This is a genomic window from Pseudomonas phytophila, assembly GCF_025643095.1.
GTDB lineage: Bacteria > Pseudomonadota > Gammaproteobacteria > Pseudomonadales > Pseudomonadaceae > Aquipseudomonas > Aquipseudomonas quasicaspiana.
Window position 1 is genome coordinate 3,424,435 of record NZ_CP081201.1, and the last position, 18,985, is coordinate 3,443,419.

An 18,985-nucleotide genomic window follows, 5' to 3' on the forward strand; every position below is an offset into this window, starting at 1 on the left:
AGAATGTCGTACTCATTTCTTACTCGCCGACGCTCGTTGGTGATGTGGCTGTATGTGATGGTGTCAGGCCATTTGCTGGCGAGCATGGTACTCACATGGACCGCTCAGTCAGGCCTGTTCGATAATTACCTGAGCTCCCTTGAAGAGGTTTTCTGGACCGGCGCGGCGCCGACGTCTGCCCGGGCCCAACAGACGTGGTGGCTCGCCTTGTTTGGCGCGACGCTGCAAAGCTATTCGTTATACATGCTGGCCCTGGTGCACATTGGCAATCGCCAGAAAACGCCGATGGTCTGGGGTTGGCTGATTGCAGGTCTGATGCTCTGGGCGCCTCAGGACATACTGCTCTCAATTCAAGTCGGGGTCTGGTCGCATCTGTGGCTCGACACTTTTGCACTGCTCATGCTGCTGCCACCTTTGGTGTGGCTGTATCGCCTTGACCGTAAGCATCAACGTGGCGCCATAGGGCAGGGACCCAGCAATGTCTGACCGAATGCTTCTGAGTCTGGCTAATTTGCCTGAGGCGCGCGCATGAGCAAGCCACTTCTGTATCTGTTGGCGGGCAACGGCAGTAGCGCCGAGTGGTGGGACGACGCGCTGCCTCACTTCGAGCACTATCAGGTCACCGCACTGGAGTTGCCGGGTTTCGGCAGCAACCCTGAGCCGCCTTGCGAAGACCTGGCGAGCTACGCCGAGGCACTGCTAGCCGCGACCGTGAGCGGCAGCGCTATCGTGGCGGTCGGGGTCAATGCCTTGCTTGTGATGCATGCACTGCAACGTCGCCCGGGTCATTTCTGCAGGAGTGTCCTGCTGGCGCCGGTGGGTGCGTTTCTCTGGCAACGTCGTCTGCCGGCATTGATGTCGCCACTGCCGATTCGCAAGACCATCCACTGGTTATTGGCCAACAAACCCGCACTGTTTGCCCGCAAGTTCTCCCGGCAGACCTGGCCCGCCAGTCACTATCAGCGCATGGGTGAAGGGTATGCCCGCTGCCGTGCGTTTATGCCGTATTGGGACTTGGTGCGGGCCGACACCGCGTTGCCTTTGCTGGAGTGGGTGCAAGACCCGATCGAGCTGGTCTGGGGCGATCAGGATGGGGTGTTGGGCATTGAGCAGGCAGCGGCATGGTCGGCTATTCTTGCCCGCGCTGACCTGACCATCAGTTTGCAGCCGGGCTGGGGCCATTATCCGTGGATCGATTCGCCAGCCGCTTTTGTACAATGGCTGGAATCGAAGCAACGCGGATTTGTCGCCCATACCAAAGGTGGACGCTTGCGTCTGGCCGCCTGCGCCGGGCAACCGGTACCGCCGGCGTTGTCACTGGTACAGGGTGACGATAACGGCTTGTCTGCATTTCTTGCCAGCCAGCCGGATGCCATTTGGGCGGTGCGTTCCTCCAGCTTTGGTGAGGATCAGGCGGACTCTGCGAACGCGGGCCTGAGCACTACTTACCTGCGCGAACCTTCGTCTAACGTATCTGCGCGTGTCACCGAACTGCACGACGCGGGTGTTGAAGAAGTGGTTGTGCAGCGGTTCATCGCGCCGGTGCTTTCCGGAATTGCTTTCGTTCGCCACCTGGCCGTCGAGCTGGAGTGGATCGAGGGCCACCTTGAATCTCTGGCTGACGGCCAGGCAAGCCCTGAGCGGGCAGTCATTTCCCGTCTGGGTGAGTCCTGGAGCTGTCACGCGTTCAAGTCAGCTCACGGTTTGACCCAGCAAAAGCTCTGGGATTTTCTGCAAGGTGTACTGCGGGTCTTTCACTATGTGCCGGGCGATGTCGAGTGGGCATGGGACGGCCGCCAACTGTGGTTGCTGCAGTATCGACCGATCAGCGACTACGGCTGGCGTCGTCACTTGACCGCGGCCAACATCGCCGAGATCCTGCCGCCGCAGCCCAGCCGTCTGGTTGAATACGCTCAGCGGCGCGCTGCAAGCAGTATTCCGGCAATCATGGCGCGCTGGGATCCACGGGTGTTGCAGGACAACGAACCGTTTACCGCCTTGTTTGGCGGTGCCTCCTATATCAACAATGATCTGTTTCTCGCTCGCCTGGCCGACTGGGGCGTTGCTTCAAGCAGCTACGCCGGTGAAGTCGGCGGCGCAACGCCGCATCTACCCTGGCGGCCCATGCGATTGCTGCGTTCGCTGCTACTGTTCCTGCGCATGCAACGCATCGCGCGCGGGCATTTGCTGACGCTGGAAAAGCAATTGCAGCGTTTTGACCGGGAACTCAGCGCCCTCCAGGCGCAAGGTGCTGATGGCAGGCAGTTTGCCGACTGGTTCACCCGTTTTTATGTGTTCGTGGTGCAGGGCAACCTGTGCATTGCAACCGCACTTGCCAGCAGTGGCGGCGAGCTCTTTGGCCGCCCGCCGACCGCTTACCATGACCTTGAACACTGTCCTCATCGCTTGCCATGGGAAACAGATCCGGCTACTGCTCGTCCGCCCCTGACCGACCTGCCGTTGCAGGCATTCCCGACGTGGTCGAACGCTATAAAACTGGCGCATTACGCCGGTTTGCCCGGTCTGCGTGGCTATTACCTGCAGGTGCGAGAGTGGTATCGCGATAACCTGATGCGGGTGTTTTTTCGCCTGCATCACGCCATACCAGAGACTGACCGAGCGTACTGGTTTGCGGCGCATGGGGATGTTCGCAACCGCGCTGGCAGCTTTTGGCAGGACGGCAGTGAGGGAACCGAACACGCCACCGGGTTCATGATTTATCCGGGGCAAGTGCAGGGCGTTCTGGGTGAGGATATTTTGCTCGAGGACACTCTGGACCCCGGGCGTCACGCTCATTATCAGAATGCCCGTGCGGTGATTGCACGCATGGGTGGACGCCTGTCACATGGCTCGACCCTGCTGCGTGAGCTGCGTAAACCCTCGGCGGTGATGCCCGATGTAGACCCCGCGTGGCTGGGGCGCGAAGTGCGGTATGTCGATGGTGCATTAACACTGGCCGAGTGAACAGGCGCGCCAACTCTTGGCGGCGTCAATAGGTTGCTGTGCATGGAGCAGGAAATGCCAAACAGAAGTCGTGCCCTGGAACGCTGTTCGACGGCGCAAATAGTGGTGCTGTGTTTTACGTTTTGGCTGCCGCTGACGAGTCAAGCGTTTGAGACGTTCAGCTGTACCGAAAGCTGGTTTGATACGACCTTTGCCGAGACCTTCGCGAACCCTCGCCCACCTGATCGGGAGCGCGACTGTTCGAAGGAGAAAGATGCTGTGCGAGGAGACCGTTTCCAGATCGTTGATGGCCGCGTGTACTTGGGTGCAGTGTCCCGCGAGCGCGAAAGCCCCTGCAGCGGTACAGGCGTTGGATCAGTAGCGCAGGGGCTCAACCCGGTGTGTTACCTGCCTGCCAGGTTGCAAATCCACGAAACGTTCGAACGACGCACATTCTGGTTGCTCAGTACCGATGCGGCACACTTTCGAGTCGCACGCTCCAGTCAGGCTGGCTTTACGCCTGATCAGGCGAATCAAGTCGCTGCTTACTCAATGGACAGCACCACGGTATATCTCGGTGCTACCCGGATTGAAGGCGCCGACCCCAAGAGTTTTGAAGTCATTTTTCCTTTCGGTGACTATTCAGCGGTCAATCTCAATGCCAAAGATAAGTTACAGCGCTACTCGTATGCCAGGGATAACCAGCATCTTTTCATTGGTGAATGGTCGCTCCCACCCATCGACCTCACCAAGGTTGAATGGCTGAGCGGGCACTGCACCGGGGAAATAATGGAGTGCCAGAACACCACCTACGCCAAGCCACTGGTAGGTAAAGTCGGGAACGACATCCTGTTTCTCTACAAGAGCGCGCGTCCTACGCTTTTTCGTAACCTCGCTACTGCAGATTTTGAATTGTCGCGGGAAGGTTTCAAGAGCTATGTCATCAGTGGTGGGAAGCGCTACCTGATTGAACACGGGTTCATGGAAGAAGCGAAGCTGGTTGCTCAACCGCAAGGTTGAACCTAAGAAAAGAGGCGTCTGGACAGTGAAAACAATCAAGTGGACTGATGATGCCGTGCTCGTTGTTGAAGTGGCTGAGGGTGTTTATACCCTTGCCCAGATGCGAGAACATGGCTTGATGGAGTTTTTTGACACCTTCAGAACGGTCGATGAATGGGAGGGCATTGATTTAAATAACAGTCCCATTCTGTTCTGCCTCTTTATTGCCTCCAAGCCGGTCAAGAAACTTTTCCTGCGTTTTTTAGCCGCAGATGAAGTGAAGGTCAATGAACGCCCGATACTCAAAAAAATGCTGAGTTTCAGATGGGTCTCAGAGGACACATACACCGCTGACCTCATAGAACTGAGCGACCGTTACTCGAGTATCGGGGCGAGGGTGCTGAAGTCTGATCTATGCCCTGAGAAAGACCTTGAGATCATTGAAAGTCATGACTTCTGCGGCGTTGCCGGCGACCCGGTCAAGCTGCAGGAAAGGCTGCGGTTTTTTTACGACACGGGGATCAACTGGGATGACAGCAAGCAATTTATTTTTCCGGCACTAAAAACTCCAGAGGCGCTGCTTTTGTCGCGCAAGAAAAGCGCCGAGGCTTTGATATCTGCACCGGATGTAAAAACGGGACTTCAGTTACTGGAAGGGGATGAAGAGCTTCTGGCTAAAATTTATCCTGTGGTCTCTGCACTTTATGCTGAAGTGCTGAAATTACAGGGCGCCGATGCGGCTGATCGCGCGCTGCCGCTGTTCGAAAAAGCAGTGCTGCACATTAACCAGTTTGAAGATGAGATTGAAACGGTAGAGCGCGAGTCCCTGATGGAGGTTCTGTACCAATTAGGGGAAAGAGTCGGCCTGTCCAGAGACACTGAGTTTCTCGAGCAGTGGCGCGGCGACTGGTAGCGGCGGGGCGGTTCAATGTTCGAAAAGCCCCGGCGCCGAACATACAAAGGTGCGTCAATGATCACGTACGATTTAGATAATTATGACAAGGTCCATGTGTGGCTAGGCACTAGCTTTGCGCCCGAAAGCGAATATCAAAGATATTTTGAACTGGATTACTCCACGGAGGATGGCTTTGATGACCCCGACTACCGGATCTGCGGGTTCTGCAAGGATGTCGGCGTCAAATGGTATGACGAAGATTTTATCGGGATCATTGCGCGCCGCGACAACTTGGTCACGGTTGATGAAATCCTGCAAGACGCTCCCATTGATGCGAGTGATTGGGAGAGAGCCAAGGCTGCCTGCGCAGCATTAGGCATCGCCGAAGCCAACGCGACTTTCTGGTACACCGACGGTGATGGGGTAATCAGCGTCCCACCTGAAAATAGTTATAACGGTTTACGCTATCTTGGGTTGTTCGAAGGGAACTGAGTATCAGACTGTGGTTCATGCAAACCCACTCAAACTTTTGCGTGCAAACCAATGACTCGGCCGAGCAGGGCGGGCCTTGGCAGCTCGGATTGTTCAGCGCTTATCGCATCAAGTTTTTCCCGTGTGGCCTCGGTAAAAACGGTTGCGTGCGGGCCGGCCAGGTCTACGTGTAACAACATCTGCTCATTACCAGCCAGTTCCATGTCATCGCCGACCAGATGCAGGCTGTGATAGAGGTGCAGGCGCTTGGCGTCGAAGGCAATCAATTGGGTATGCACCTCAACCTCGGCGCCGAGTTTGACTTCGTGCAGATAATTCAGGTGCAATTCCAGAGTGAACAGCGAGTGACCGCTGACTTCGCGGTTATCACTGTCCAGGCCCAGAGCATCCATCAGCCCGTCAGTGGCGTAGCTGAAGATCAGCAGGTAGAACGCGTCGCGCAAGTGGCCGTTATAGTCGACCCAGGCGGGTTCAACTTGGGTGGTATAGGTGGTCAGTGCTGGCATGTCGGCGATTCCGGGTCGGTGCTCGGGCAAATGTGGGAGCCGGCTTTGCTTGCGTTAGTGATACACAACTCACCGCCGCCAGCTCCCGAGGGTTATTCGGCAAAGGTCATGCCGTGCTTGATTTTGGTAGTTTTCACCGCCTCCAGCACGGCGAGCAAACAATCATCACGGTAGCGCTCCAGCTCTGAAATACTGCGTTCACCTAGCTGATCACTCGTGCCGTCGACCACATCGTCGATCAGTTTTTCGGTCAGATCCGGCGCAGTCAGGTAGGTCCACGGCAACTGCAACGCCGGGCCGAACTGCGCCATGAAGTGACGCATGCCCGCGTCGCCACCTGCCAATGTGTAGGTGAGAAAGGTGCCCATGAACGACCAGCGCAACCCGGCACCGAAGCGAATCGCGTCATCGATTTCGCCGGTGGTCGCCACGCCGTCATTGACCAGGTGCAGCGCCTCGCGCCATAGCGCTTCGAGCAAGCGATCAGCGATAAAGCCGGGGACTTCCTTACGCACATGCAGCGGGCGCATGCCGAGGGATTCATACACCTTGATCGCCGCTTGAATAGCCTCAGGAGCGGTGTTTTTGCCGCCCACCACTTCAACCAATGGCAGCAGGTACACCGGATTGAACGGATGGCCGACCACGCAGCGCTCCGGATTCACGGAACCTTCGTAGAATGCACTTGGCAGCAGCCCGGACGTACTTGAACCAATCAATACATTCGGCCTGGCTGCCGCGCTGATCTTGCTGTGCAAATCCAGTTTCAATTCCAGGCGTTCCGGGGCGCTTTCCTGGATGAAGTCGGCGTCTCTGACACATTCTTCGACTGTGGCGACAAATCGCAGGCGGGTCTGGGATGCACCGGGTGCCAGGCCCTGTTGCTCCAGGGCGCCCCAGGCATTGGCAACACGTTTGCGCAGCGCTGCTTCGGCGCCGGGCGCGGGGTCCCAGGCGACCACATCCAGGCCATGGGCGAGGGCGCGGGACACCCAGCCGCTGCCGATGACGCCGCTGCCGAGGGCGGCGAAGGTTTTGATTTCAGTGATAAAGCTCATGGCGACGTTCCTGAAGAGTTCGGTGATCAATGTAAAAGCCGACCCGGATAAGGGAGTTGGCTTGTATCTGATCTGGAATACTTTCTGGAGCTCACGAGCGTTGCGAGGCAGCGATGGCGGTGGTCAGACAGGACGCCATCGCTGCCTCGCGGTGCTCGTGAGCTCCTACAGATCCTGTGGTTTTCTGCGCAGCGAGTCAGGTCGCGGCAGGCGTCAGCCGCGCTTGGTAAGGCCCATCCTGATGCGGCCTTCCGCCGGGGTCATGACCCGCGCGCCAAGGCGGCTGAGGATTTCACCGGCGCGTTCCACCAGTTGGCCATTGGTGGCAAGCACGCCCTTGTCCAGCCACAGGTTGTCCTCCAGGCCGACCCGCACGTTGCCGCCCAGCAATACCGCTTGCGCGGCCATCGGCATCTGCATGCGGCCGATGCCAAAACCGGCCCACACCGCCTCGGCGGGAAGGTTATCGACCATGGCTTTCATGGTGGTGGTGTCGGCCGGTGCGCCCCATGGAATACCCAGGCACAGCTGGAACAGCGGGTTATCGAGCAGCCCTTCCTTGATCATCTGCTTGGCGAACCACAGGTGGCCGGTGTCGAAAATTTCCAGCTCAGCCTTCACGCCCAGTGCCTGGATACGCTTGGCACCGGCACGCAATTGCGACGGAGTGGACACATAAATAGTGTCGCCATCACCAAAGTTCAGGGTGCCGCAGTCGAGGGTGCAGATTTCCGGCAGCAGTTCTTCGACGTGGGCCAGACGCGTCAGCGGGCCGACAAGATCGGTGTTGGGACCGAACTCCATCGGGTGCTCGCCGCTGCCAATCTCCAGATCGCCACCCATACCAGCGGTGAGGTTGACGATAATGTCGATATCGGCCTCCCGGATACGCTCCATCACTTCGCGGTACAAGGCCACGTCGCGGCTGAATTTGCCGGTATGCGGGTCGCGCACATGGCAGTGCACCACCGTCGCACCTGCTTTGGCGGCCTCGACTGCGGCTGCAGCGATTTGTTTGGGCGTGACCGGTACGTGAGGGCTTCTGGCGGTCGTGTCGCCAGCACCGGTGAGTGCGCAGGTGATGATGACGTCGTGGTTCATGGGGTTGGCTCCTTACAGACGTGGAGATGCCGTTCGCGGTCAGGGATGACCGCGAAACGGGGGGTCAAATCAGGTTATTTACTGCTCAATTGAAGGTTCGCCGCTGCCGGTTTACCGTCGAAGGTGGTGACACCTTCCAGCCAGCGCGCCAGATCTTTCGGATTATCCTTGAGCCACTGCCTGGCGGACTCGAGTGCGTCCTTGTGATCCAGTATCGGCTGCATCATCCGGCTCTCGTCCGCGGAAGTGAACGTCAGGTTGGTCAGCAATTTGTGCACGTTGGGGCACTGTTCGGCATAAGTCGGCGAAGTGACGGTCCACACGGTGGCCATGCCCTCGTTGGGTCCCAGAGCGCCGTCACTGCCGTTCAGGTACGTCATTTTCAAATTGACGTTCATCGGGTGCGGCGCCCAGCCGAAAAATACCACGGCTTCCTTACGACGCACGGCGCGGTCTACGGCGGCGAGCATGCCGGCTTCGCTGGATTCCACCAGCTGGAACTTGCCCAGGCCGAACTGGTTTTTGGCGATCATCGCCTTGATCTGCGTATTGGCGCCTGAACCCGGCTCGATGCCGTAAATCTTGCCGCCCAGCTCCTTCTCGAATCTGGCAGTATCGGCAAAGGTCTTCAGGCCCTTTTCTGCAAGATAGTCAGGGACGGCGAGGGTGGCGCGGGCGTCTTCCAGACTTGGTTTGTCGAGGACCTTGACTGTCTTCGCCTCAACGAACGGGGTGATGGTCTGGGTCATCAGCGGATTCCAGTAGCCCAGGAACAGGTCCAGGCGCTGGTCGCGGATGCCTGCGAAGATGATCTGCTGGGAAGCGCTGGTCTGTTTGGTCTTGTAGCCGAGGCCGTCGAGCAACACTTGGGTCATGGCGCTGGTGGCGATGACATCGGTCCAGTTCACCACGCCCATGCGCACGTTCTGACAGGATGCGGCATCCGCTGCCATCACGTTGGAGCTCAAAATAGCGGTGACGCTGAGTGCAAGTACGTTACGGCTGATCAGTCGGTTCATGGTGGGGCCCTGGGCAGATTGTTATTATGGATTTCGGCGTCTTCGTGCGCCGTTAGATCAAGTTACGCGGCCTGACAGGCGACGAAGCGCACGGCGGCGACCGGCTTTTGCACTACGGCGACCTGCCACCCCTTGAATCCGCCCATAACCGGAAGTATCACAGCGTCACGATGCCGGTCCGACGAGAGCGCCACATGGCCCAGGATTTCTATTTTTTGTTGATGCCGGGCTTTTCGGCCATCGGCTTTATCTCCGCTCTGGAGCCGCTGCGGGTGGCCAACCGCTTTGGTGGCGAGCTATATCGCTGGCACGTCTTGAGCGCCGACGGCGGGGCGGTACTGGCGAGCAATGGCATGTCGGTGAACGCTGACGCGGCGCTGGTGCCGCTGGAAAAAGACACAACCTTGCTGGTGGTGGCCGGCTTTGAACCGCTGCAGTTCGTCACCCCGGCCCTGGAGCAGTGGCTGCGTCGGCTCGACCATGAAGGCGTGACCCTCGGTGCCATCGACACAGGTGCCTGCGTGCTCGCCAAAATCGGCTTGCTCGAAGGCTATCGACTGACCCTGCACTGGGAGGCCATCGACGCGTTTAAAGAATCCTATCCACGGCTCACCGTGACCCAAGAGCTGTTCGAGATCGACCGTCGCCGCATCACCTGCGCTGGGGGCACCGCGTCCATCGACCTGATGCTTGACCTGATCGCTCAGGCCCACGGTCCCGAGCTGGCGATTCAGGTGTCCGAACAATTCGTCCTTGGCCGCATCCGGCCGCGCAAAGACCACCAAAGGATGCAGATCGCCACGCGCTACGGCATCACCAACAAGAAACTGGTTCACGTAATCGGCGAGATGGAGCAGTACACCGAACCGCCCCTGAGCACGTTGGCGTTGGCCGAAGCGATCAAAGTCACCCGACGCCAGCTGGAGCGCCTGTTTCGTCTGCATCTGAACGACACGCCGAGTAACTTCTATCTGGGCCTGCGCCTGGAGAAAGCGCGACAACTGCTGCGTCAAAGCGGTCTGAGTGTGCTGGAAGTGAGCATCGCCTGCGGGTTTGAATCACCGTCGTATTTCACGCGCAGTTATCGAGCAAGGTTTTCGAAATGCCCGAGGGAGGATCGGAGGCGGGAGGTGGTTTGAATATCGTTCCTTCGAGCGATCCCTTTCCGATCGCGACCTGGCTTGGGTAATGCGGCAGGGAGCCTGGCTCAGGTTAACGTTGACAGCTATTTCGGCGGTAATCCGCGGGCCAGGCTCATTACAGTCAAAGATCTTTGATAGCGTTTCTAACAGTGGACAGGAAAAAGTCTTCGTAGCTTTCGAAGATTATCTTTTTGCTGGCTTCTCTTTTGAATGATAGCTCTGTTTCTATTATTGGATGTTCGCCAGAACCGCTGCTGATTGATGTGTCTATGGAGTAGATTGGTCCATATCCAGACGACTGGATGACAATCATTTGTGAATCAGCATCGCCTTGCGAGCGAGCGCTCATTGTCGCAAACAATACGCTGGGTATGGAGTCCGCCTCCAATCCACTTTTTGTGATGCCGTAATAGGTATCACCGCCGAACGATAATGCGCCAAATCTCTTGAGAAAAAGCTTGTACGAGAAAGGAAAAGCTAAACCCATTTCTTTCTCGAAAGCCAGGATCAGGCTTTCATTCGCGCTTCCGGCGCATATCAACTCTTCTCCACTTGCGTTTATTTCAGATTCAATAAGGTCCAGGTAATTCATGCGTGCCTCTTGGAAAGTCAGTGCTCGTTATTCTCAATAGTTTTCAAGTATTGGAAGATAACGCGATTCATGCTTTAGGTCGCACTGGCGCGGAGCATTCTACTGCCATTGGCGATTTGTTTAGCCACGTCAAAGGCCGCTTAACCTGTTCTCACGGCGGCCGTCTCAGGCGCTCTAGGGGCCTGTTTGCCACACTTGCGATCAGCAACCGCTTTGAACCTAAGGTTGGTTCGGTCTTGCCGGTTTTCTAGAACCTCTCATCCGCTGCCTGTATGACAGGATCCGCTTGCTTGGATTTTGGCCCGAGCGAGCCTGCTCGAGAAGCCGGTCGCACTTTCGACAACTGACCCCAGCGAACGCCGCACAAATGAGCACATCCGCACCCAATATGAACACACTCCCCATTTACCGTAGCGATTGGTAGCGGTTCCCGACGTGCACTTGCGTCACCCCGATTTTCACAATTTCTCCCATCCCTCTGATTCAAAACACTTTTCAATCCCTCCCTGCATTCTCCTTATGGCCGATGGCACGTTTTCTGCTGTTTATTCCGTTGTTACATACCATGTTCCACTATAGCGGAACAAACATCATCCTGGAGTGCTTGCCATGCATCGCCGACCTTCCTTGTTTAAAGCGTGTGTTTTTCTCTGTGCGGCTTCGGCTGCTGCCGTGGGCGTGGCCCAGGCGGCGGACAGCAAGCTCGATAGCGTGCTGGCCCGCGGGAAATTGATCGTGGGGACGGGCAGTACTAATGCGCCGTGGCACTTTCAGGGGGCGGATGGCAAGTTGCAGGGTTTTGATATCGACATCGGGCACATGATTGCCAAGGGTTTGTTCAACGACCCGAGCAAGGTCGAGTACGTGGTGCAGTCGTCTGATGCGCGGATTCCCAATCTGCTGACTGACAAGGTCGACATCAGTTGCCAGTTCATCACCGTGACCGCCAGCCGTGCGCAGCAGGTGGCGTTCACGCTGCCTTACTACCGCGAAGGGGTCGGCCTGCTGCTGCCCGCCAAAAGCAAGTACAAGGAAATCGAAGACCTGAAAGCGGCCGGTGACGAGGTGATCGTGGCGGTGTTGCAGAACGTGTACGCCGAAGAACTGGTGCATCAGGCGCTGCCGAAAGCCAAGGTCGATCAATACGACAGCGTGGACTTGATGTACCAGGCCGTGAACTCCGGCCGTGCCGATGCCGCGGCCACCGATCAATCGTCGGTGAAATACCTGATGGTGCAGAACCCGGGACGCTATCGCAGCCCGGCCTACGCCTGGAGTCCGCAAACCTACGCCTGTGCGGTCAAACGCGGCGATCAGGACTGGCTGAACTTCGTCAACACCACCTTGCATGAAGCCATGACCGGCGTTGAGTTCCCGGCCTACGCGGCGTCCTTCAAGCAGTGGTTCGGTGTGGACCTGCCTACGCCAGCTATCGGTTTCCCTGTTGAATTCAAATGATCCCGAGAGAGCGGGGCGGTGATGAGTCGCCCCGTTCAAGGTACTGCTGACCATGAACTATCAGTTGAACTTTGCCGCCGTGTGGCGCGATTTCGATACCTTGCTGGCGGGGCTCGGACTGGGCCTGGAGCTGGCGCTGGTGTCGATCGCCATCGGTTGCGTGATCGGCCTGATGATGGCGTTCGCTTTGCTGTCAAAGCATCGCGCGTTGCGGGTGCTGGCGTCGATATATGTGACAGTGGTCCGTAACACGCCGATTCTCGTGTTGATCCTGTTGATCTACTTTGCTTTGCCAGGCCTAGGGATTCGTCTGGATAAAATCCCGTCGTTCATCATTACTCTGTCGCTGTACGCCGGAGCGTATCTGACCGAGGTGTTCCGTGGCGGTCTGTTGAGCATTCCCAAGGGCCAGCGTGAAGCCGGACTTGCCATCGGTCTCGGCGAATGGCAAGTCAAAGCCTACGTCACCGTCCCAGTGATGCTGCGCAACGTGCTGCCAGCTCTGTCGAACAATTTCATTTCGCTGTTCAAGGACACGTCACTGGCGGCTGCGATTGCCGTGCCGGAGCTGACCTATTACGCGCGCAAGATCAATGTCGAGAGCTACCGGGTGATTGAAACCTGGATGGTGACCACAGCGCTCTATGTTGCGGCCTGTTACCTCATTGCCATGGTGCTGCGTTATTTCGAGCAGCGTCTGGCGATCCGCCGATAGGAGGCCCCATGTACGAATCCCCCAGTTGGTTAAATGAGTTGTGGGTTGCCCGCGAAGTACTGTGGCAAGGCTTTTTAACCAGTGTGCAAGTGTCGGCACTGGCGATTTTGCTGGGCACGATGGTAGGTATTGTCGCTGGCCTGGTGCTGACCTACGGCAATGTCTGGATGCGTGCGCCGTTCCGTTTTTACGTGGACATTATTCGCGGCACGCCGGTGTTTGTGCTGGTGTTGGCCTGCTTCTATATGGCTCCGACACTGGGCTGGCAGATCAGCGCATTTCAGGCTGGCGCATTGGGGCTGACCCTGTTCTGCGGCTCACACGTCGCCGAAATCGTGCGCGGTGCATTGCAAGCATTGCCAAGCGGTCAGATGGAAGCGAGCAAGGCGATCGGTCTGACGTTTTATCAATCCCTCTGCTACGTGCTTTTACCTCAGGCGATGCGGCAGATTTTGCCGACCTGGGTCAACTCGTCCACCGAGATCGTCAAGGCTTCAACGCTGTTGTCAGTGATCGGTGTCGCCGAGTTGCTGCTAAGTACCCAACAGATCATCGCCCGGACGTTCATGACGCTCGAGTTTTACCTGTTCGCCGGATTTCTGTTTTTCGTCATCAACTACGCCATCGAATTACTCGGCCGGCACATTGAAAAGCGGGTGGCCTTGCCATGACTCAACCTTCGCTCTCTAACGTAAAAGACCCTCAACACGGCCAGGCGCTGCTGGACATTCGCGGTCTTCACAAACAATACGGCAAGCTCGAAGTGCTCAAGGGCGTCGACCTGACCATGCAACGCGGCAACGTGGTTACGTTGATCGGTTCCAGCGGTTCGGGCAAGACCACGCTGCTGCGTTGCGTGAACATGCTTGAAGAGTTCCAGGGCGGGCAGATCGTGCTCGATGGCGAGTCCATCGGCTATGACGAAGTCAACGGCAAGCGCGTCCGGCACTCAGATAAAGTCATTGCCCGCCACCGCGCGATGACCGGCATGGCGTTCCAGCAGTTCAACCTGTTCCCGCACCTAACGGCGCTGCAAAACGTCACGCTGGGTCTGTTGAAGGTCAAGAAGCTGCACAAGGATCAAGCCGTGGCCCTGGCCGAGAAATGGCTGGAGCGCGTCGGCTTGCTGGAGCGCCGCGATCACTTTCCCGGCCAGCTGTCCGGCGGCCAGCAACAGCGTGTGGCGATCGCCCGGGCGATTGCGATGAACCCGAGCCTGATGCTGTTCGACGAGGTTACTTCGGCCCTTGACCCGGAACTGGTCGGTGAAGTACTGAGCGTGATCAAGGGTCTGGCAGACGAGGGCATGACCATGCTGCTCGTGACCCACGAAATGCGTTTCGCTTTCGAGGTTTCGGACAAGATCGTTTTCATGAATCAGGGGCGTATCGAAGAGCAGGGGCCACCCAAGGAGTTGTTCGAACGTCCGCAATCACCGCGTCTGGCCGAGTTTCTAAAGAACACGCGGTTCTGATTTTATTCAAAACCATTCTTCACATTTCAAACAGGAAAAACATTCATGAGCATTACTCGTTACGGCACCGGCAGCTCCGCCGCTGGCGGTACGCCTCGTCCTTTTGCACGCGCCGTTGAAGCCGATGGCTGGCTGCACGTTTCTGGCCAGGTGCCTGCAGTAGAGGGCGAGATCATTGTGGGTGGTATCGTCGAGCAGACCCACCAGACCATGAAGAACCTGATCGCGATTCTCGAAGAGGCCGGTTATGGCCTCGAAGATGTGGTGCGTGCCGGTGTATGGTTGGAAGATCCAAGGGATTTCACGAGTTTCAACAAGGTATTCTCGGAGTACTTTAAAAGTGAGCATGCGCCGGCACGGGCTTGTGTGCAGGCGAATATGATGGTCGATTGCAAGGTTGAAATCGACTGCATCGCTTACAAGAAAAAGGCCTGAACACTGCGCTCGTTTTGGTAGGAGCAGCAGGCTGGTTGCTGTTGGAGCGAGGCTCGCCCGCGAAGAACGATGACGCAGCAGGGCTGACTTACCGCCTTGTCTTATTCGCGGGCGAGCCTCGCCAGCAGATCCATGTTTGCTGCGCGACAGCGCGGCGCCTGGACGACGAGGGCGCTTCTACAGGACGAATTTGATTGGGAAAACACCGACATGACCGAAGACACCATCAAGCGCCGGGCACGCGGTCTGGACCGGGCGTTCGATATCCTCGATTTCCTCAAGGAAATCGGCCAGCCGTTGCGTCCGAATGAAATCGCCAGCGGCATCGGCAGCCCCAAGTCCACGGTCTACGAACTGGTAGCCTCGCTGCTGGAGCGGCGCATCCTTGAACCGGTTGGCAAGGAGGGTCACGTCTACCTCGGTCGTCAGCTTTACTTCCTCGGACAAGCGCATTTGCGTCATTTCGACCTGACCCGCGAGGCCGATCATGCCCTGCAGGAAATCGTCAGCCAAACACATGAAACCGCGCAGATGTGTCTGCTCAACGGGCGCAAATACACAGTGGCCCTGATGAAGGAGGGCGAGCGGCATTTTCGCATCTCCTCGGACATCGGTGAAAACGCCCCGATCCCGTGGACCGCGTCCGGGCGCCTGTTGCTGGCGCATTTGAGCGACCAGGCAATCATCGACTTGATCGACCACGATGACTTCATCCTGCCCAACGGCGAGCGATTGCCGCTGGAGCAGTTTCTGGGTGAGATCCGTCAAGCGGGCATTGATGGCTTCTTCTCCTTCGATAGCGTCGCCGACACCTTCACCCATTGCTTCGCCGCGCCGGTCAAAGACCCGAACGGCATCGCCATTGCGACCCTGTGCATCGTCGCGCCACGTGCCGATGCGAAGAGCAATTATGACCAATATCGCCGGGTACTGATCGACAGCGCCAATAGCCTTGGCCGGCGTATCAACGAATAACCGCGGCTGTCTGCGCTCGCAAAAAAGCCCGCTAAGGCGGGCTTGTCTTGTGGGGTATTAACAGAATGTCGCGTAAAGCAGGACTCCCGCTTGCCTTGCTTGTTTTAGCTCACATCAATCCTCAAACGTCACAACATTTTGACGGCGCCGGTCAACGACAAGTCGCGTCACGTCTGGCCGGGAATAATGCCCAACCTGATCAAGGTTCTGCCGCTCACGGCGTACTTCATTGCGGTCCAGCGTCGCGACCAACAGGCACTCGTCACCAACGGCGGGCGGAATGACCCAGTCACCATTTGGCGCAGCAATACATGAGCCGCCGTTTGCGAGGATCTCTGGGCAATTTGCGAGGATCAAGTCCAGGTGCGGCGTATCGGATGGAAAATCTTCACGCCGCATCAGCGCCGATACCGAGATGGTGAAGCAACGCCCCTCTTTGGCAATGAAGCGAGTGATGTCGTCGGTATTGCGCAGGTTGCCGGGCCATAGAGCGACATGCAGATCTTCGCCTTGGGCATACAGTGCGGCACGCGAGAGGGGCATCCAGTTTTCAAAGCAGTTGAGACCGCCGACGGTAAATGACCCGACCGGGTGGACTTGCAAACCATGCCCGTCACCCGGTGACCATGTCAGGCGCTCTTCGTAGGTAGGCATCAACTTGCGATGCACTGAACCAATCACGCCATCGGCGCCGATATGAACCCGCGAACAATACACGCTGTAGCCGCCACGATCTGCTGCCCGCTCTATACAACCCAGCATGACAGCGATGTTGTGTTTGGCAGCGGCAGCACAGACGGCATCCAGATGCCCGGCCTCTATCTGTACTGCCTGCTTTAGGTAGTAAGCGTGGATATCTTTTTGTATCGAGCAGTTGAAGCGCGCTCCATCGGTCAGCTCCAGCCAGAAAGGGTAGCCGGGCAATAGGGCTTCGCCGAACGTGACGAACTGGCACTGTTGCTCTGCAGCACGTCCAATGTAATCGACTATTTTCTCAAGCGTTGCTTCGCGGTTAAGCCAGATGGGTGCAATCTGTGCCAGACCAACAGTTAATAGATCCGGATTTTGAGTAGAACTGGATGGCATCGGTCATTTCCTTAATGAATTAAAGTGACTCGCACGCGAGAGAGATTCGCTTGATTAATAATTTACCCGAGGTAGGTGGTTATTATTACAAGACAATACAGTAGCGCTCAGGGCGCTGTTCTCGCCTGATGAGTGACATAGGCTTAAACGGACATATAAATTTCTGAAAATGCTAATTGAGCATCGATCAGTTATTAACAAACTGTTTGATATCTGGCAGTGCAACAGTTGCTATGGAGTTACTGTCTACGAGCATATCCTACCCGGTGCAGCGGCAGGTGCCAGCCCCCCACAAATCAAATGCGCAAGATTATGCAAGTCTCCGATCAAGGCGGAATCGGTGGGCGTGCCGCTGATGTAGTGGAGTCGCGGCTGACCAAATTTGGGAGAGATTGAAAAGGGGCCACGAAGGCCCCTTTTCAAGATATGCGTTTTTGAAACGACTTAAGGTATCAAGCGCATCTCACGTAGTTTGTCGAACACGTCGAAAAATGCTTGATCACTGGCCTGGTGGGCAGTGAAGCCCAATGCACGGCTTTTCGACATGTCCGTTACCACTTCGATGGGTCGACCGAGGTCTGCATCGGTATGCCATGGGGATATCAGGCGACCAATATCGGATTCTTTCAGGCCGTGCTCCGCAACTATTTGCGTCCATACGGCCTGGTCTTCAGCCATTTGCTCCTCGAGGGGAGAAAGTGAAGCGGGATAATCGGCAGCAGACAAGTCGAAGTATTCGGCGATCCTGCTCCACATCCATTTCCAGCGGAACACATCGCCATTAGTGATGTTGAATGCCTGATTGGCCGCAGCCGGTGTAGTGGCCGCCCAAAGCTGTTGTTTCGCCAACTGCCGTGCGTCCGTCATATCGGTGAGGCTGTCCCACTGAACTCTTGATCCGGGAAACACAAAAGGGCGATTGGTTTTTTTGCAAATCGAGGCATAGACGGCGAGGGTGGTTGCCATGTTCATCGCGTTGCCCACGGCAACCCCGGTGACGGTGTGCGGGCGATGAACGCTCCAGGTGAAGCCGTCTTTCTCGGCAGCGGCGAAGAGTTCGTCTTCCTGGGCATAGTAGAAATTTTCGACATCCAGCCGACCCTGTTCCTCGCGGAACGGTGTTTGCGGAAGGCTACCTTTACCATACGCCTCGAATGGGCCGAGGTAGTGTTTCAACCCGGTAACCAGTGCTACGTGCTCAACGCTCCCGGCCGGGCGAATCGCGGCGAGTACGTTACGTACCATGGCGGCATTAACGCGAATGTTCTCGGCTTCCGTGGCTTGCCGTGACCATGTAGTAATGAATACGTGAGTGGGCTTCAAATCCGCCAGCGCTTTTTCCAGCGAAGCAGGATCCTGAAGATCTGCCGCGACAGGGATCACGCCTTGCACTTGCGACGGGTTCCTCGATAACGCCGCGACCTGCCAGTTGTTGTCAATCAGTAACTGCGTGATGGCGCTGCCGACGATGCCGCTGGCGCCCACAACCAATGCTGTCTGGGTCATAAGTTTCTCCTGGATTTAGGTTTGGGAGTCCTCTAAGCAATAGAGGTTCAACCTAAACCGGATTCGCATTGGCGGTAAAGGTTTGACAAGTAGCCCTTACGAATCCACGTGGCCTGATCATAAACGCGGCATCTGAAGCCAAGGGTAAGAGGTGTCGTGGATGAGCTCGGGCTGAAAAGAAGCCTGAGCTTATCGATAGCAGTCCTGTCCATCGGGAAGTGATTTCGAGGATGAGTTGGGCGAGCAATGAGGACTCGATCGGGCGGCGCAGGTTTGGGAAGCAGAGATGAGAAATGTTGAGGTACGGGTGGCGAGGTTGCTGAGGTTGCTGAGGTTGCTGAGGTTAGTGGACTCAGACAACCTCATGACATATCTAACATAACACCCTATTTAACATAATATACATTATGCGTACCCACGTGTTTACCCTTGAGGGTCGTTACTGGACAGATTTAGAGCCTACTAGCAGCGTCTCCTGCTTTCAGCTTGGAGATGCTTGCCACTGCATGCTTGAATGCCGCCCGACAAAATTGTCTCACCAGTTGACGGAGAAATAGCACTGATTATCTGGAGCTTTGATAAAGCTCAA

General features: G+C 56.8%; 19 protein-coding genes. 12 read left to right on the forward strand and 7 right to left on the reverse strand.

What is annotated here, in order from left to right:
• Nucleotides 1-3 precede the first annotated feature (3 nt).
• The 5 genes from K3169_RS15550 to K3169_RS15570 are packed head-to-tail and all read left to right on the forward strand — an operon-like array spanning nt 4 to nt 5,329.
• On the forward strand, nt 4-486 hold the full coding sequence (locus tag K3169_RS15550; protein ID WP_231666703.1) for a cell division protein: 483 nt from the start codon (nt 4-6) through the stop codon (nt 484-486).
• A 42-nt stretch (nt 487-528) separates the two neighbouring features.
• Entirely contained in the window at nt 529-2,964 is a 2,436-nt protein-coding gene (locus tag K3169_RS15555; RefSeq protein ID WP_263267102.1) for an alpha/beta fold hydrolase, read from the forward strand.
• A gap of 42 nt (nt 2,965-3,006) precedes the next feature.
• The gene (locus K3169_RS15560) at nt 3,007-3,963 is read left to right on the forward strand and encodes a DKNYY domain-containing protein (RefSeq protein ID WP_263267103.1); all 957 of its coding nucleotides are present in this window, start codon (nt 3,007-3,009) and stop codon (nt 3,961-3,963) included.
• A 25-nt stretch (nt 3,964-3,988) separates the two neighbouring features.
• On the forward strand, nt 3,989-4,855 hold the full coding sequence (locus tag K3169_RS15565) for a hypothetical protein (protein ID WP_263267104.1): 867 nt from the start codon (nt 3,989-3,991) through the stop codon (nt 4,853-4,855).
• Between the two features lie 57 nt (nt 4,856-4,912).
• Nucleotides 4,913-5,329 (forward strand): immunity 22 family protein, encoded by a 417-nt coding sequence (locus tag K3169_RS15570; protein WP_263267105.1) that lies wholly within the window; start codon nt 4,913-4,915, stop codon nt 5,327-5,329.
• A gap of 29 nt (nt 5,330-5,358) precedes the next feature.
• On the opposite strand, the gene K3169_RS15575 is transcribed toward K3169_RS15570, so the two are convergent.
• The 4 genes from K3169_RS15575 to K3169_RS15590 form a co-directional block, all read right to left on the reverse strand.
• Nucleotides 5,359-5,835 carry a thioesterase family protein gene (locus K3169_RS15575; protein WP_099271366.1) on the reverse strand — a complete coding sequence of 159 codons (477 nt, stop codon included), beginning with the start codon at nt 5,833-5,835 and terminating at the stop codon, nt 5,359-5,361.
• 92 nt (nt 5,836-5,927) lie between these two features.
• Nucleotides 5,928-6,893: an L-carnitine dehydrogenase gene (locus tag K3169_RS15580; RefSeq protein WP_263267106.1), complete on the reverse strand. Its 966-nt coding sequence runs from the start codon at nt 6,891-6,893 to the stop codon at nt 5,928-5,930.
• A 213-nt stretch (nt 6,894-7,106) separates the two neighbouring features.
• The gene (locus K3169_RS15585; protein WP_231675518.1) at nt 7,107-7,994 is read right to left on the reverse strand and encodes a 3-keto-5-aminohexanoate cleavage protein; all 888 of its coding nucleotides are present in this window, start codon (nt 7,992-7,994) and stop codon (nt 7,107-7,109) included.
• Between the two features lie 74 nt (nt 7,995-8,068).
• Entirely contained in the window at nt 8,069-9,013 is a 945-nt protein-coding gene (locus K3169_RS15590; protein ID WP_263267107.1) for a choline ABC transporter substrate-binding protein, read from the reverse strand.
• 194 nt (nt 9,014-9,207) lie between these two features.
• On the opposite strand from K3169_RS15590, the gene K3169_RS15595 reads away from it, so the two are divergent.
• On the forward strand, nt 9,208-10,152 hold the full coding sequence (locus K3169_RS15595; protein WP_027900391.1) for a GlxA family transcriptional regulator: 945 nt from the start codon (nt 9,208-9,210) through the stop codon (nt 10,150-10,152).
• Between the two features lie 124 nt (nt 10,153-10,276).
• On the opposite strand, the gene K3169_RS15600 is transcribed toward K3169_RS15595, so the two are convergent.
• Entirely contained in the window at nt 10,277-10,747 is a 471-nt protein-coding gene (locus tag K3169_RS15600) for an SMI1/KNR4 family protein (protein WP_099271362.1), read from the reverse strand.
• Nucleotides 10,748-11,356: 609 nt separating this feature from the next.
• Here K3169_RS15600 and K3169_RS15605 point away from each other — a divergent pair.
• The 6 genes from K3169_RS15605 (at nt 11,357) to K3169_RS15630 (ending at nt 15,804) form a co-directional block, all read left to right on the forward strand.
• Nucleotides 11,357-12,205 carry a transporter substrate-binding domain-containing protein gene (locus K3169_RS15605; protein ID WP_027900390.1) on the forward strand — a complete coding sequence of 283 codons (849 nt, stop codon included), beginning with the start codon at nt 11,357-11,359 and terminating at the stop codon, nt 12,203-12,205.
• 52 nt (nt 12,206-12,257) lie between these two features.
• Nucleotides 12,258-12,920 carry an amino acid ABC transporter permease gene (locus K3169_RS15610; protein WP_027900389.1) on the forward strand — a complete coding sequence of 221 codons (663 nt, stop codon included), beginning with the start codon at nt 12,258-12,260 and terminating at the stop codon, nt 12,918-12,920.
• Nucleotides 12,921-12,928: 8 nt separating this feature from the next.
• Entirely contained in the window at nt 12,929-13,591 is a 663-nt protein-coding gene (locus K3169_RS15615; RefSeq protein WP_231672600.1) for an amino acid ABC transporter permease, read from the forward strand.
• On the forward strand, nt 13,588-14,394 hold the full coding sequence (locus K3169_RS15620) for an amino acid ABC transporter ATP-binding protein (protein ID WP_099271359.1): 807 nt from the start codon (nt 13,588-13,590) through the stop codon (nt 14,392-14,394). The genes K3169_RS15615 and K3169_RS15620 overlap by 4 nt, the downstream gene beginning before the upstream one ends.
• Nucleotides 14,395-14,439: 45 nt before the next feature.
• Nucleotides 14,440-14,829, forward strand: coding sequence for a RidA family protein (locus tag K3169_RS15625; protein ID WP_027900386.1), 390 nt, complete (start codon nt 14,440-14,442; stop codon nt 14,827-14,829).
• Between the two features lie 210 nt (nt 14,830-15,039).
• Nucleotides 15,040-15,804: an IclR family transcriptional regulator gene (locus K3169_RS15630; protein ID WP_263267108.1), complete on the forward strand. Its 765-nt coding sequence runs from the start codon at nt 15,040-15,042 to the stop codon at nt 15,802-15,804.
• Nucleotides 15,805-15,918: 114 nt separating this feature from the next.
• Here the strand turns inward: K3169_RS15630 and K3169_RS15635 are convergent, their stop codons facing one another.
• Entirely contained in the window at nt 15,919-16,890 is a 972-nt protein-coding gene (locus K3169_RS15635) for a carbon-nitrogen hydrolase family protein (protein WP_122706717.1), read from the reverse strand.
• 444 nt (nt 16,891-17,334) lie between these two features.
• On the reverse strand, nt 17,335-18,396 hold the full coding sequence (locus K3169_RS15640) for an SDR family oxidoreductase (protein ID WP_263267109.1): 1,062 nt from the start codon (nt 18,394-18,396) through the stop codon (nt 17,335-17,337).
• Nucleotides 18,397-18,985 lie beyond the last annotated feature (589 nt).